At 68.5% G+C, this 14,930-nt stretch carries 13 protein-coding genes; 1 reads left to right on the plus strand and 12 read right to left on the minus strand.

Annotation, left to right across the window (positions count from 1 at the left end):
• Positions 1–64 precede the first annotated feature (64 nt).
• The 12 genes from ugpQ to LGN19_RS32435 all read right to left on the minus strand — a co-directional run bounded on the left by ugpQ (position 65) and on the right by LGN19_RS32435 (position 12,183).
• Positions 65–835 (minus strand): glycerophosphodiester phosphodiesterase, encoded by a 771-nt coding sequence (ugpQ, locus tag LGN19_RS32380; protein ID WP_226219321.1) that lies wholly within the window; start codon positions 833–835, stop codon positions 65–67.
• Between the two features lie 28 nt (positions 836–863).
• Positions 864–1,949, minus strand: coding sequence for a sn-glycerol-3-phosphate import ATP-binding protein UgpC (locus LGN19_RS32385; protein ID WP_226219323.1), 1,086 nt, complete (start codon positions 1,947–1,949; stop codon positions 864–866).
• Positions 1,950–1,981: 32 nt separating this feature from the next.
• Positions 1,982–2,827 (minus strand): sn-glycerol-3-phosphate ABC transporter permease UgpE, encoded by an 846-nt coding sequence (ugpE, locus tag LGN19_RS32390; RefSeq protein WP_089444814.1) that lies wholly within the window; start codon positions 2,825–2,827, stop codon positions 1,982–1,984.
• Positions 2,824–3,708 (minus strand): sn-glycerol-3-phosphate ABC transporter permease UgpA, encoded by an 885-nt coding sequence (gene ugpA, locus LGN19_RS32395; RefSeq protein ID WP_226219325.1) that lies wholly within the window; start codon positions 3,706–3,708, stop codon positions 2,824–2,826. The genes ugpE and ugpA overlap by 4 nt, the downstream gene beginning before the upstream one ends.
• Positions 3,709–3,811: 103 nt before the next feature.
• The gene (gene ugpB, locus LGN19_RS32400) at positions 3,812–5,146 is read right to left on the minus strand and encodes a sn-glycerol-3-phosphate ABC transporter substrate-binding protein UgpB (protein ID WP_226219326.1); all 1,335 of its coding nucleotides are present in this window, start codon (positions 5,144–5,146) and stop codon (positions 3,812–3,814) included.
• A gap of 90 nt (positions 5,147–5,236) precedes the next feature.
• A complete protein-coding gene (locus tag LGN19_RS32405) occupies positions 5,237–6,445 on the minus strand; it encodes a deoxyguanosinetriphosphate triphosphohydrolase (protein WP_413227257.1) in 1,209 nt (402 codons plus the stop codon).
• 41 nt (positions 6,446–6,486) lie between these two features.
• Positions 6,487–7,566: a 3-dehydroquinate synthase gene (gene aroB, locus LGN19_RS32410; RefSeq protein WP_226219328.1), complete on the minus strand. Its 1,080-nt coding sequence runs from the start codon at positions 7,564–7,566 to the stop codon at positions 6,487–6,489.
• Positions 7,563–8,117, minus strand: a complete 555-nt coding sequence (locus LGN19_RS32415) for a shikimate kinase (protein ID WP_122944213.1) — start codon at positions 8,115–8,117, stop codon at positions 7,563–7,565. Before LGN19_RS32415 ends, aroB begins: the two co-directional genes overlap by 4 nt.
• 40 nt (positions 8,118–8,157) lie before the next feature.
• Positions 8,158–9,792: a type IV pilus secretin PilQ gene (locus LGN19_RS32420; RefSeq protein WP_226219330.1), complete on the minus strand. Its 1,635-nt coding sequence runs from the start codon at positions 9,790–9,792 to the stop codon at positions 8,158–8,160.
• Positions 9,789–10,655 carry a pilus assembly protein gene (locus tag LGN19_RS32425; protein ID WP_226219332.1) on the minus strand — a complete coding sequence of 289 codons (867 nt, stop codon included), beginning with the start codon at positions 10,653–10,655 and terminating at the stop codon, positions 9,789–9,791. Before LGN19_RS32425 ends, LGN19_RS32420 begins: the two co-directional genes overlap by 4 nt.
• Positions 10,652–11,260 carry a fimbrial protein gene (locus LGN19_RS32430; RefSeq protein ID WP_226219334.1) on the minus strand — a complete coding sequence of 203 codons (609 nt, stop codon included), beginning with the start codon at positions 11,258–11,260 and terminating at the stop codon, positions 10,652–10,654. The genes LGN19_RS32425 and LGN19_RS32430 overlap by 4 nt, the downstream gene beginning before the upstream one ends.
• Positions 11,257–12,183, minus strand: a complete 927-nt coding sequence (locus tag LGN19_RS32435) for a competence protein ComA (protein ID WP_226219336.1) — start codon at positions 12,181–12,183, stop codon at positions 11,257–11,259. The genes LGN19_RS32430 and LGN19_RS32435 overlap by 4 nt, the downstream gene beginning before the upstream one ends.
• Positions 12,184–12,404: 221 nt before the next feature.
• Between LGN19_RS32435 and LGN19_RS32440 the strand changes: the two genes are divergently transcribed.
• A complete protein-coding gene (locus LGN19_RS32440) occupies positions 12,405–14,795 on the plus strand; it encodes a penicillin-binding protein 1A (RefSeq protein ID WP_226219338.1) in 2,391 nt (796 codons plus the stop codon).
• Positions 14,796–14,930 lie beyond the last annotated feature (135 nt).

A 14,930-nucleotide genomic window follows, 5' to 3' on the forward strand; every position in this document is an offset into this window, starting at 1 on the left:
GGCGTCGCTTTTTTCGCGTCGGGCACGTTCCCGACACGGGTTTCACCGGCCGCCGTCGCGGCCGTCAGGCGATGTCGATGTCGTCCAGTGCCGTGGAGGCGATCAGGTCGATCCGGTCCGTGCAGACCGCGTCGACGCCCCAGCGCGCCAGTTCGCGTGCCCGTTCGAGGTCGTTTACCGTGTAAACCAGGATGCGCAACCCGGCCGCCTTGATCGCGCGCACGAGCGGTTCGTCGAGCTGTTTGTGGTCTGCATGCAACGAAACGCAGCCGAGCGCGCCGACCACTTGCGCGTGCCAGTCGTCCGGCACGGCCTCGTAGAGCATCCCGCGCGGCAGCGCCGGCGCCGTCGCGCGCGCCTGTTGCAGCGCATCGAACGAGAACGACGACAGGAGCGGCGGGACCGCGGCATCGCGCCAGTACGCGGCCGCGTCGGCCGCCACGCGCTGCCCGGTCTCGCGCTCGCGCCCCGGGCACGGCTTGATCTCGACATTGGCTGCCAGCCCGTGGGCGAGGCAGCGCGCCGCCGCCGCCTCGAGCGTCGGCATCCGCTCGCCCGCGAAGCGCGCGTCGAGCCACGCACCCGCGTCGAGCGCGGCCAGCGCGTCATAGCGCATGCCTGCCGCCGCGCCGTGACCGTTCGACGTGCGGTCGACCGTGTCGTCGTGCAGCAGGAACGTCACGTCGTCGGCCGACAGCTTCGCGTCGAACTCGACCATCCGGTGGCCACGGCGCGCGCCTTCGTCGAGCGCGGCGAGCGTGTTCTCCGGCGCGAGCGTGCCGCCGCCGCGATGGGCGACGACGCGCGGATAGGGCCAGTCGGTACGGGTTGTCATCGTCGGTCTCTCGGCTGGTACAGCAGGTTCAGGCGGCACGCTTGCCGGTCTCGGGATCGAAGAAATGCAGCCGGTGCGCAGGCAGCGCGGCCGCCAGCGCCGTGCCGCGCGCGGGGCGGTCTGCGTGCGGCAGGCGCACCGCAACATCGTGATTGCCCCAGCGGCCATGCGCGAGATTGTCCGCGCCGAGCAGCTCGCACGAATCGACCGGCAGCGTCGCCTGCGCGACGCCCGGCTGCGGCGTCATGTGCTCGGGACGCACGCCGAGCACCCAGTCGCGCCCGGTGGCGATCGCGGTACCGATGCCGGGCGCGCCGGCAACCGGCAGCGCAGGGCCGCCGCCTGCAACCGTAAACATCGCACCGTCGTCCGACAGCCGGCCGTGCATCAGGTTCATCGCGGGCGAGCCGATGAAGCCCGCGACGAACACCGTCGCCGGCTTCTCGTACACGTCGACCGGCGCACCGATCTGCTCCGCGTAGCCGCGGTTCATCACGATCACGCGCTGCGCGAGCGTCATCGCCTCGATCTGGTCGTGCGTCACGTAGACGCTCGTCGTCGCGAGCCGTGCATGCAGCCGCTGGATCTCGAGCCGCATCTGCACGCGCAATTTCGCGTCGAGGTTCGACAACGGCTCGTCGAACAGGAACACCGACGGCTCGCGCACGATCGCGCGCCCCATCGCGACGCGCTGCCGCTGGCCGCCCGACAGCTCGCGCGGCCGCCGTGCGAGCAGCGGCTCGAGCTCGAGGATCTTCGCGGCCGCGGCGACGCGCGAGTCGATCGTCGCGCGCTCGATCCCGCGGATCTTCAGCCCGTAGCCCATGTTCTGCGCGACCGTCATGTGCGGGTACAGCGCATAGTTCTGGAACACCATCGCGATGTCGCGATCCTTCGGCTCCAGCGCGTTGACGACGCGCTCGCCGATCGCGATCTCGCCGTCCGTCACCGTCTCGAGCCCCGCGATCATCCGCAGCAACGTCGACTTGCCGCAGCCCGACGGGCCGACCAGCACGATGAATTCGCCGTCGGCGATCTCCACGTCGATGCCATGCAGCACGTGCTGCTTGCCGTCGTAGGATTTCCTGACGCCCTTCAAGCTCAGCGCAGCCATACCTGGTCCTTCTCCCGGTTACCGTCCGTTGTTTATTTCTCGGAATCGACGAGGCCGCGCACGAACCAGCGCTGCATCGCCAGCACGACGACGAGCGGCGGGATCATCCCCAGCAGCGTCGCCGCCATCACGTATTGCCATTCGGTTGCGGCGTCGCCGCTCGCGATCATCGTCTTGATACCCACCACCGCCGTCGACAGCGATGCCTCCGTCGTGATCAGGATCGGCCACAGATACTGGTTCCAGCCGTAGATGAACGTGATCACGAACAGCGCCGCGATGCTCGTCTTCGACAGCGGCAGCACGACGTCCCAGAAGAACCGCAGCGGCCCCGCGCCGTCGATGCGCGCGGCATCCATCAGCTCGTCGGGCAGCGTCATGAAGAACTGGCGGAACAGGAACGTCGCGGTCGCCGATGCGATCAGCGGCAGCGTGAGCCCCGCATAGGTGTTCGTCAGGTGCAGCGTCGACACGACCTGCACGGTCGGGAAGATCCGCACCTCGACCGGCAGCATCAGCGTGATGAAGATCAGCCAGAACGCCGTGTTGCGGAACGGGAAGCGGAAATAGACGATCGCGTACGCGGACAGGATCGACACCGCGATCTTGCCCACCGCGATGCCGAGCGCCATCGCGAAGCTGTTCACGAGCAGGCGGCCGAACGGCGCCGTCGTGCCGCCGCTGCCGTGCCCCCAGATGTACGCGACGTTCTCGAACAGGTGCGTGCTCGGCACGAGCGACAGCGGCACCGTGAACACTTCCTGCGCGTTCATCGTCGCCGCGCAGAACGCAACGTAGACGGGAAACACGATCAGCACGACACCCGCGATCAGCACCGCGTGGCAGAACAGGTCGAAGCCCTTGCGATTCTCGATCATGCGTATTGCACCCTGCGTTCGACGAAGCGGAACTGGATCACCGTGAGCCCGACGACGATGATCATCAGCACGACCGACTGCGCGCCCGAGCTGCCGATGTCGAGCCCCTGGAAGCCCTCCGCGAAAATCTTGTAGATCAGCGTCTTGGTGCTTTGCGCGGGGCCGCCGCCGGTGGCCGCGTCGATCACCGGGAACGTGTCGAAGAAGGCGTACACGAGGTTCACGACCAGCAGGAAGAAACTGGTGGGCGACAGCAGCGGCAGCGCGATGTTGAAGAAGCGCCGCACCGGCCCGGCGCCGTCGATTGAGGCCGCCTCGATCAGCGAGCGCGGGATCGCCTGCAGGCCCGCATAGAAGAACAGGAAGTTGTAGCTCACCTGCTTCCACACCGACGCGAGCACGACGAGGAACATCGCCTGGCCGCCGTTCAGCGCGTGGTTCCACACGATGCCGCTCTTCGCGAGCGCATAGGTGATCAGGCCGATGCTCGGGTTGAACAGGAACGCCCACAGCACGGCGGCGATCGTCGGGGCGACCGCGTACGGCCAGATCAGCAGCGTGCGGTACACGCGTGCACCGCGGATCACGCGGTCGGCGCACGCGGCGAGGATCAGCGACACGACGAGCCCGCTCACCGTGACGAGCGAGCTGAACACGAGCGTCGTGCGGAACGAATCGAGATACAGCGGATCGGCGAACAGGTGCGTGAAGTTCGCGAAGCCGACGAATTCGCTCGACGTGCCGAACGCGTCCTGCATCTGCGTCGACTGCCACAGCGCGACGCCGGCCGGCCACAGGAAGAACACGGCGGTGATCGCGAGCTGCGGGGCGATCAGCAGGTACGGCAACAGGCTCGTGCCGAAACGGGAACGGGATTGCATCGCGGAGATCCGGTCAGGCGCAACGGAAAGGGGGGCGTGCCGCCGGCCGGCGCGTGCATCCATCCGGGATGCGGCGCGGCCGGCGGCACGGTGCGATGCGGGCTCAGCCGCCCGACTTCTCGAAGCGGCGCAGCAGTTCGTCGCCGCGCGAAGCCGCGGAATCGAGCGCATCCTTCGGCGACTTCTTCTGCGCCCAGACCTGCTCGAATTCCTCGTCGACCACCGTGCGGATCTGCGGCATGTTGCCGAGGCGCAGCCCCTTCGTGTACGGCAGCGGCGGCTTGTTCAGCATCTGCTTGATCGCGGTTTCGGCGCTCGGGTTCTTCGCGTAGAAGCCCTGCTGGCGCGTCAGGTCGTACGCGGCCGTGGTGACCGGCAGGTAGCCCGTGTCCTGGTGCCACTTCGCGGCAACGGCCGGCGAGGCCAGGTACGCAAGGAATTTCGCGACGCCCTTGTAGGTTGCCGGATCCTTGCCGGCCAGCACCCACAGGCTCGCGCCGCCGATGATCGCGTTCTGCGGTGCGCCCTTCACGTTCGCGTCGTACGGCATCATGCCCGTGCCATAGCTGAACTTCGCGAACTTCTGCACGTTCGCGAGCGCGCCCGACGACGTCGTCATGATCCCGCAGTCGCCGCTGTAGAACTTCGCCGACGCTTCATCCTTGCGGCCCGCGTACGTGAACGTGCCGTCCTTCGCCATCTGCTGCAGGAACGCGACGTGCGCGATCTGCTGCGGCTTGTTGAATTCGAGCACCGCGTCGTTACCGTCGAAGCCGTTGTTGCGGCTCGCGAACGGCAGCCCGTGCCAGGCGCTGTAGTTCTCGAGCTGGATCCAGCCTTGCCAGCCGGTCGTGAAGCCGCACGCCATCCCCGACTTGCGCAGCTTCTCCGCATCGGCCTGCACGTCGGCCCACGTCTTCGGCGGCTGGTTCGGATCGAGGCCGGCCTTCTTGAACGCGTCCTTGTTGTAGTACAGCACCGGCGTCGAGCTGTTGAACGGCATCGACACGAGATGGCCCGTCTTCGCGTCGCTGTAGTAGCTCGCGATGGTCGGCACGAACGCCTTTTCGTCGAGCGGCACGCCGGCCTGCTTGAACACGTCGTGGACAGGCACGACGGCCTTCTTCGCCTGCATCATCGTGGCCGTGCCGACTTCATAGACCTGGAGGATCGCCGGCGCGTTGCCGCTGCGATAAGCGGCGATGCCGGCCGCGAGCGCTTGGTCGTAGGTGCCCTTGAAGACCGGCACGATCTTGTAGTCGCTCTGCGACGCGTTGAACTGGTCGGCGATCAGGTTGACCCGCTCGCCGAGCGCGGCCTCCATCGCATGCCAGAACTGGATCTCCGTCGCGGCGAACGCCACGTGCTGCGCCCCGAACATCAGCGCGCCGCCGAGCGCGATCGAACGAACCATGGTCCCCGCAGGCTTCTTCTTCATCGATCTCTCTCCTATGAAAACGTTACCAACAGCGCGTGCAACATTCCCATCGCCATTGAACCGGCGAAGTCTAGTGATCGTTTGTGACAGTCAGTTGTCGCTGATGACGAACAGGCGCTGATACTCCTTCAGCGCGAAGCGGTCGGTCATGCCGGCGATGTAGTGCGCGACGAGACGCGGCTGCTGCGCGGCGTCGTCGGACTGGTACGGCGGCGGCAGCAGGCGCGGATCGTCGATGAACGCCTCGAACAGCCCGGTGACCACGCGCTGCGCCTTGCTCGCCATGCGCATCACCTTGTAGTGGCGATAGAGGTTCTTGAAGAGGAAACGCTTGAGGGCGGCCGCCTGGGCGGCGACAGATTCGCTGTGCGACACGAGCGGCGGCGCGGCGCGCACGTCGTCGAGCGACGCGGGCGCGACGCGCGCGAGGTTGCGCGTCGTCTCGTCGATCAGGTCGACGATCAGCGTGTTGATGATGCGGCGCACCGTCTCGTGCACGAGACGGCGGCCTTCGAGGTGCGGGAATTCGGCGAGCGCCGCCTCGTAGTGGCGCTGCCACAGCTCGACTTCCGCGAGCTGTTCGATCGTGATCAGGCCGGAACGCAGGCCGTCGTCGACGTCGTGGTTGTTATACGCGATCTCGTCCGCGATGTTGGCAATCTGCGCTTCGAGCGACGGCTGGCGACCCTGCAGGAAGCGCTCGCCGAGCGCGCCGAGCTTGCGCGCATTCTCGCGCGAGCAGTGCTTCAGAATGCCTTCGCGGGTCTCGAAGCACAGGTTCAGCCCGTTGAACGCGCCGTAATGCTCCTCGAGCTCGTCGACGACCGCCAGGCTCTGCAGGTTGTGCTCGAAGCCGCCATGCTCGCGCATGCAGGCATTCAGCGCGTCCTGCCCGGCATGGCCGAACGGCGTATGGCCGAGATCGTGCGCGAGCGAGATCGCCTCGACGAGATCCTCGTTCAGACGCAGGTTGCGCGCGACCGAGCGTGCGATCTGCGCAACTTCGAGACTGTGAGTGAGACGTGTGCGGAACAGGTCGCCTTCGTGATTGACGAAGACCTGCGTCTTGTATTCGAGCCGGCGAAATGCGGTCGAGTGGACGATGCGGTCGCGGTCGCGCTGGAATTCGGTGCGCGCCGCCGGCGGTGTTTCCGGATGACGACGGCCGCGCGATTGCAACGCGTGAGCGGCATACGGAGCGAGATGGGCTTCCAGCGCCGCCAAGGTCGGCGGCTCGGCCACCGGCGCAGTGGATGCGTGGCCGGCTTCGGGCAGTGTGCTGCTGGATGTCTCGCTCACGTCTCCTCCATGTCAGGGGCGCCGGGGCATCCGGGCCGCCGTTAGCGGGTGGTCTGGGCCAGTGTAGCGAACACGGCTTCGTCCGGCGCCTGCGTGATCAGCGTATCGCCGAATCGCTTCAGCAGGATGAACTTGATCGCGCCGGCCTCGGCCTTCTTGTCGACGCGCATCAGGTCCATGTAGCGCGCATCGCCGAGCGCGGGCCCGCGGGTCGGCAGGTGCGCGGCCGCGATCACCGCATCGAGGCGCTGCCGCGACGCTTCGTCGAGCAGGCCGAGCCGCACCGACAGGTCGCCCGCCATCACCATCCCGCAGCCGACCGCCTCGCCATGCAGCCACTCGCCATAGCCGAGCCCGGCCTCGATCGCGTGGCCGAACGTGTGGCCGAAGTTCAGGATCGCGCGCAGGCCGCCTTCGCGTTCGTCGGCCGCCACCACGCTCGCCTTGATCTCGCACGAGCGCTTCACCGCGTGCGCGAGCGCAGCCGGGTCGCGACGGTTCAGCGCGTCGACGTTCGCCTCGATCCAGTCGAAGAATTGCGCATCGGCGATCGCGCCGGTCTTGATGACCTCGGCAACGCCGGCCGCCAGTTCGCGGTCGGGCAGGGTCGTCAGCGCGCCGATGTCGGCGATCACGGCCTGCGGCTGGTAGAACGCGCCAATCATGTTCTTGCCGAGCGGGTGGTTGATGCCCGTCTTGCCGCCGACCGACGAGTCGACCTGCGACAGCAGCGTCGTCGGCACCTGGATGAACGGCACGCCGCGCATGTAGCACGCAGCGGCAAAGCCCGTCATGTCGCCGATCACGCCGCCGCCGAGCGCGACGAGCGTCGTCTTGCGATCCGCGCGGTCGGTCAGCAGGCCGTCGAAGATCAGGTTCAGCGTTTCCCAGTTCTTGTACGCCTCGCCGTCCGGCAGCACGACCGTCGACACGCGCTTGCCGAGCGGTGCAAGCGCCGCGCGCAGTGCATCGCCGTAGAGCGGATCGACCGTCGTGTTCGTGACGATCGTGACGGACGAACCCTTGATGTGCGGGGCGAACAGCTCGGCGCGGCCGATCAGGCCGGCGCCAATGTGAATCGGATAGGCGCGGTCGCCCAGATCGACGTTGACAGTAATCATGCTTGTAGCGGCTTGGCGATGACGCCCGCCAGTTCGAGTTGCATCAGCACCATGTTGACGAGACCGTTGACCGACGGACGGCCGGTCTCGATGACGAAATCCGCGCATTCGCGGTACAGCGGGTCGCGCACTTCATATAGCGCTTCGAGACGCCCCTTCGGATCTTCGGTCTGCAGCAGCGGGCGGTTCTTGTCCTTGCGCGTGCGCAGCCACAGGTCGTGCGGATTGGCGCGCAGGTAGATGACGATGCCGTTGCTTTTCAGGCAATCGCGATTTTCCGGGCGCAGCACCGCGCCGCCGCCCGTCGCGAGCACGATGTTCTCGCGCTGCGTGAGCTCGGCGATCACCTGCGTTTCGCGATCGCGAAACCCGGCCTCGCCCTCCATCTCGAAGATCGTCGGAATGCGCGCGCCCGTGCGGGCCTCGATTTCGTGGTCGGAGTCGAAGAACGTCCTGTCGAGACGACGCGCGACCGCGCGGCCCACGGTGGTCTTACCCGCTCCCATAAGGCCGACGAAAAATACGCTTGCATGTGGGTCCCGCGCTTGCAACGGCTTCCTCTGCTTCAATCTTGCTGGTGTGTGGCGCAGCTTACTGGCAAAGCGGCTGCCTTGTCGAGCCTGCGCCGGCGGCTTCCGGCCCTGTTTCTTCGCCATCCGCGCTGCCCGCGCCGCGCGCATCGCAGCGCGCATCGACGACGGTCGGCGTGATGAAGACGACCAGTTCGTTGCGCTGATCGCGCTGCGCGCGGTGCCGGAAGAGCGCGCCCAGAAACGGTATTTTGCCCAAGAGCGGCACGCGCGTCACATCGTTCCGGTTCAGTTGCTCATAGATCCCGCCGATCGCGACCGTCCCGCCGTTCTCGACCTCGACGCGCGTCTGGACGTGCTTCGTATGAATCGCCGGGCCAGCCGCGGTCGGCTCGCCGATGCTGTCCTTCGTCACGTCGAGGTCGAGCACCACGCGCCCGTCCGGCGTGATCTGCGGCTCGACCTCGAGCTTGAGCGTCGCCCGGCGGAACTGCACGCCGCTCACGCCGTTGCCGACCTTCGCCTGGTACGGCAGTTCCGAACCCTGTTCGACGATGGCCTTGACGCGATCGGCGGTCACCACGCGCGGACTCGAAACGATCTGACCCCGCCCCTGCGCCTCGAGCGCGCTCAGTTCGACGTCGAGCACACGGCTGAGCGGTGCGGCGAACAGCGTAAAGCCCGCGGTTGCCGCTTCGAAGCCGCCGAGCGGCCGCGCGGCAAGGTCGAGCGCGTTGCGCGCGCCGGCCGTGAACGTGGCGCTCTCGCCCGACGGCGGTCGCTCCTGCGCCCGCAACGCAACGCGAGCGCCGAGATTACGCGAAAAACCCTGCTCGCCCTCGACGATGCGGGCCTCGATCCGGACCTGCCGCGACGGCCGGTCGATCGCATCGATCAGGCTCGCGATCTGGTCGAGACGCGGCGCGAGATCGGTGACGAACAGCAGGTTCGTACGCGGATCGGCCGCCGCGGCGCCGCGTTTCGACAGCAGGCGCTGGCCCGTCGCACCGGCCAGCAGCCGTTGCACATCCTGCGCGCGCGGGTAGTGCAGCGCGAACGTGCGGCTCGCCAGCGGCTCCAGATCGGCGGCCCGCGCGTGCATTTCGAAGCGCTCGCGTTCGCGCGCGGCCAGTTCGGCCGCCGGCGTGACCCATATCACGTTGCCCCGCCGGGACATCGCGAGCCCGTGCGTGTCGAGCAGCGTGTCGAAGGCGTCGCGCCAGCGCACATTGTTCAGACGTAACGTGACGGTGCCGCGCACCTGTTCGCCGACGACGATATTGAGCCCGGTGAACCGCGCGAACGCGTCGAACGCGGCCGCGAGCCCCGCGCCTCGCAGATTCAGCGAGATCCGCCGCGCATCGTCCGCATCGCCGGGTTGCCGCGCCGCGGCGTCGCCGATCCGGGCCGGCGGCGCCAACGGGATCGGCGGCCCCTCCAGCCCGGGTGCCGGGGTGGCGGCCCCCGCCTGAAGCGCCGCGCGAGCCGCCTGGTCGAACGGCGGCGGGCCGGCCTCCGCCGATACGGTGTTGTCCGCACCGTCCACCGTACCTGGCGGCAACGGCAGGCCCGGCACCGGCATGTCCATCGATGCGGCGGCTGGCCAGACTGCCGGCAGCGGTGGCAACGAGGCGCTTGCGCCGGCCGCGCTCAATCCGGCCCAGACGGCGAGTACCCGACATCCGTGCTTCATCATGGCCGCCTCCCGTCATCCAGCGTGACGCGGTACGCGCCGTCCGCCGTCGCGAGCGTCACGGTGACGGGATCGACTCGTACCACTCGCGCGGCCCCGAGGGCTTCGCCGGGCACCACGGCCGCGAACGCGCCGTCACCGTCGTCGAACAGCGCGAGACCGGCGCGCCCGTCGCGAATCGTGCCGGCCAGGCGGGCCGCCGCCCCCTCCGCTTCAGACCTGCCGGCGTCGCCGAACGGATCGGCGCCGGGCGCATCGGCCAGAACCGACGCATCCCCGCCCGTGGACGTTGCCGCCGGCAACGCCGGAAACACGTCGACAGACATTTCCACGCGCGCCGCCGCCTTTCCGCGTTCGACACGCAGCGCGGTCGGCACCGCCAGCACCGGGAAACGCGCCAGCCCGCCGACCATCTGCAGCAACGCACGAAAGCCGCCATCCGCGACGATGCGCACCGTGCGCCGACCGTCCGGCACCGCGCCATCGGCGCGCTGCGGTTCGATCGAGACGCCGTGCAGCCCGCTCGACGCGGCGCGATCAGCCAGTTCCAGCATCAACGCGGCCCATTCCGGCGCTCGCGGCAAGCGATCGCCGTGTGCCGCCACCGGATGCACGCCGCGCGACCGTGCAGCGGCTGCCAGGACACGCTGCGCGTCGGCCTCACGCATCTGCGCCGCTGCCAGCAACGCGCGGCTGTGCGCGAGCCCGCTCCAGTCGGCCGCATTTGCCAGATGAATGCCGCCCGCCAGCACGGCGGCGAGCGCGAGCACGCAGCCTGCGATGTGTACCGCCGCCGGCGACACGCGCCGCATGCCGCCGAGCCACCCGTCACCGCGCGGTGCGGGCCGATGCGCGCGCGCCGTCATGCGCCACCTCCCGACACTTCCCGGGACGGCATCGCATCGTGCCGGCGCAACTGGACCGAGAACCGGAACGGCATCCCGCCCGTCGCGACCGGAGCATCCGAAGCAGGCTTCAACGCATCGATATCGATCCGCCAGCCACGCTGCGCGTGCGCCATCGCCGCGAGCCATCGCGCCGCCGCCGGGTAGCTCGCGGCGCGCGCCTCGAGCACGGCACTGGCCGACGTCGTGCGCAGCGCGTCGAGCCGGACGGTGCCGTCGCCCACCTGCGCCAGTGTCGCCAGCAGCCCCGCGACGTGTCGGTAAGGCACGGCAAGCGCAGCCGCCTGCGCGTCGCGCTGCGCGGCGACGGCCGCTGCATTGGCGGCGCGCGTCGCCGCGCCCACCTGCGGCTGCAACTGCCGCAGCCGCGCCTCCACGCTTGCGCGCTCGGCATCCACCCGCCACCGCACCCCGGTGGCGGCGCCCGTCCACAGGCTGGTGCCAAGCACGCCGAACAGAATCGCCATGCCGCACTGCGCGGCCCGACGACGTCGCAACGCCTGCACCAGCAGCTCGCGGTACGGCAGCAGGTTGAAGCCGCCCTGCTCCGCGCGATCGGCCGTCACGCCCACACCCCGCGCAATGCCAGCCCGAATGCGACAGCCAGTGCCGGGCCGCCCGGCATGCCGGCGGGCTGGCGCGGCTGCCCGCTCCAGCCCGTGCAGTCGAACGACACTGCAACCGCGCCGAGCACATCGCCAATCTCGGCGACGGACGTATCGAAGCGGGCGATACACCGCTCGTCCCCGGCCACGAGTACGCACTGCACGGCCCCGAGCGCGCGCCGGCGCAATGCATCGGCAAACGCCCCCGGCACGGCACCGGACAGCGTCAGCACCGGTACGGCCAACGGGCCGTCGATTCGCCAGCCGTGCACGCCCGAGTCGTGAAACCAGAGCGCCGCGTAGGGGCCCGCCTGCGCGTCGGGTTCGAATTGCGCGGCGTAGCGCAACGCACGCAGCGCTGCGGCCGACTCGCCGTCGACCACCGTCAGGTCGACACCGGCCTGCGCAGCCACGTCGATCCGCCGTTCGAGCAGCGCCAGCGGGGCCACGGCAACCTCGATCTCGCCCGCCCCCGCGCCGCCATCCTGCCGCCAGTCGAACGCGAGGCTGTCCGGCGCCAGCCCCGAGATGCGCTCAGCCGCCTGCCGCGCAGCGTCTTCAACGTCATCCCGCCCGGCCAGATCGAGCGTCGCGGTGCGCATCTCGTCATCGTGCAATGCCATCACCCCGCGCGCATCGCACCGCACGTCGGCCGCCGACAGCCTCGACACGGCGGCGGCCAGCGCACGCGCGACCGCCGCCCAACGCGCATCCTCCGGCCCGCCCGCCAACCCGACCGGCTCCCGCTCAAGCCCCTCGACGCACACCTCCGCGCCCCGGCCGCGCCGGCTCAGCACGACCACCCTCACCTCGTCCGAACCGACGTCGATTCCCGTCGACCGGTGCCCGCTCCGCGCAAACCACGCTCCCCATCGTCCTGCCATCCCAGCCTCCCGAGATCGTCGCGGCCCACGCCGCGTTTCCGAGACCTGATTCTGCAAAGCGGCGCGCGCGGCCGACAGTCGGCCTAACGGCCAGCATCCGCTCGCCACGGCCGTGCGCGGGCTATGCTGGTAGTACGCCAGCCCGCAGCTTCGCGGCGGGCGGCCCCTCGCGTCAGGACCGGTCTTACCGGGCAGCTATAATCGCGGGACTGTTTTCCGGTATGCCTATGCAATCCACGACTCCTACGTCCCCGCCTCCCGCCCCGGAGCCGAAGAAGCGGCCCTGGTGGCAAAAAGTCCTGCTCGGATTCGCCACGATGTGCGTGGCGCTCGTCGTGGCCGGCGGCCTCGTGCTCGGCTACGCGCTCGTCGTCGCCTGGCCGAACATGCCGTCGCTCGACGCGCTGACCGACTATCGGCCGAAGGTGCCGCTGCGCATCTATACGTCCGATCACGTGCTGATCGGCGAATTCGGCGAAGAGCGCCGCGACGTCGTCCATTTCAAGGACGTGCCCGACTCGCTGAAGAATGCGATCCTCGCGATCGAGGACGCGCGCTTCTACGATCACGGCGGCGTCGACCTCACCGGCATCGTCCGCGCCGGCTTCGTCGCGCTGACGAACGGCCATGCGTCGCAGGGTGCGAGCACGATCACGATGCAGGTCGCGCGCAACTTCTTCCTGTCGAGCGAGAAGACCTACACGCGCAAGATCTACGAGATGCTGCTCGCGTACCGGATCGAGCGGGCGCTGACGAAGGATCAGATTCTCGAGGTCTACATGAATCAGATCTATCTCGGCCAGCGCGCGTACGGCTTCGCGAGCGCCGCACGGGTCTATTTCGGCAAGGACCTGAAGGACATCACGCTCGCCGAAGCCGCGATGCTCGCCGGGCTGCCGAAGGCGCCGTCCGCGTACAACCCGGTCGTGAACCCGAAGCGCGCGAAAGTGCGCCAGGAATACATCCTGCAACGGATGCTCGAGCTGAACTTCATCTCGCGCGAGCAGTACGACGAGGCTGTCGCACAGCCGCTCGTCGTCAAGGGGCCGGGCCGCGATTTCAGCGTGCACGCCGAGTACGTCGCGGAAATGGTCCGACAAATGATGTACGCGCAGTACCGTGAGGAAACCTACACGCGCGGCTTCAACGTCGTCACGACGATCGACTCCGCGGACCAGCAGGTCGCTTACACCGCGCTGCGCAAGGGCATCATGGATTACGAACGCCGGCACGGCTATCGGGGGCCGGAAGGCTTCATCGAACTGCCGGCCGGTGCCGACGACCGCGAACAGGCGATCGACGATGCGCTGCTCGAACACCCCGACAACGGCGAACTGATTGCCGCGGTCGTCACGGCCGCCAGCCCGCGCCAGATCACGGTTGCGTTCATCGACGGCAGCAATGCGACGGTCGAAGGCGACAACCTGCGCTTCGCGTCGGGCGCGCTGTCAGCCAATGCGCAGCCGAATCGCCGCATCCGCCCGGGCGCGATCGTCCGCGTCGTGAAGAACGACGCCGGCAAATGGTCGATCACGCAGTTGCCGCAGGTCGAGGGGGCGTTCCTGTCGATCGTCCCGCAGGACGGCGCGATCCGCTCGCTCGTCGGCGGCTTCGACTACAACAAGAACAAGTTCAACCACGTCACGCAGGCATGGCGGCAGCCGGGTTCGTCGTTCAAGCCGTTCATCTATTCGGCGTCGCTCGACAAGGGCCTCGGGCCGGCAACCGTGATCAACGACGGCCCGCTGTATTTCAGCGCCGCCGAAACGGGCGGCCAGCCGTGGGAGCCGAAGAACTACGGTGGCGGCTTCGAAGGCCCGATGTCGATGCGCACCGCGCTGCAGCGCTCGCGCAACCTCGTGTCGATCCGGATCCTGAACCACATCGGCACGAAGTACGCGCAGCAGTACATCACGCGCTTCGGCTTCGACGCCGAACGCCATCCGGCCTACCTGCCGATGGCACTCGGCGCGGGCCAGGTCACGCCGCTGCAGATGGCAGGCGCGTACTCGGTCTTCGCGAACGGCGGCTACCGCGTCAATCCGTACCTGATCGCCGAAGTCACCGATCCGAACGGGGCGATCGTCGTGCGCGCGCAGCCGCTCGTCGCCGAGCAGAACGCGCCGCGCGCGATCGACGCACGCAACGCGTACGTGATGAACAGCCTGCTGCAGAGCGTCGCGCAGCGCGGCACGGGCGCACGGACCAACGTGCTGAAGCGCACCGACCTCGCGGGCAAGACCGGCACGACGAACGACTCGCACGACGCGTGGTTCGCCGGCTACCAGCACACGCTCGCCGCGATCGCGTGGATCGGCTACGACAATCCGCGCAGCCTCGGCGATCGCGAAACGGGCGGCGGCCTGTCGCTGCCCGTCTGGATCGACTACATGGGGGCCGCGCTGAAGGGCGTACCCGAATTCAAGCCGACGGTGCCGGACGGCGTCGAATCGCTCGGCGGCGAGCTGTACTTCACCGAGTTCGCGCCGGGTCACGGCTTCGTGTCGACAGTCGGCGTACCGCAGGCACCGGCCGCGCAGAACGTCGACGCCACCGTGCCGCACGTCGACGAGCAGGAAAAGCAGGACATCATGAACCTGTTCGCGCACTGATCACCGGCCCGGTGTCAAGTCCTGGAATAGGTTGACAGTGTTCACCCGCTAAACGCCCGATGCACCGCATCGGGCGTTTTGTATTTGAGGGCGGCATGTGGCCGCTCGCAGTTGTAGATGTTCACCGACTGTTCG

The organism is Burkholderia sp. AU30198 (assembly GCF_020419825.1).
Taxonomy (GTDB): Bacteria; Pseudomonadota; Gammaproteobacteria; order Burkholderiales; family Burkholderiaceae; genus Burkholderia.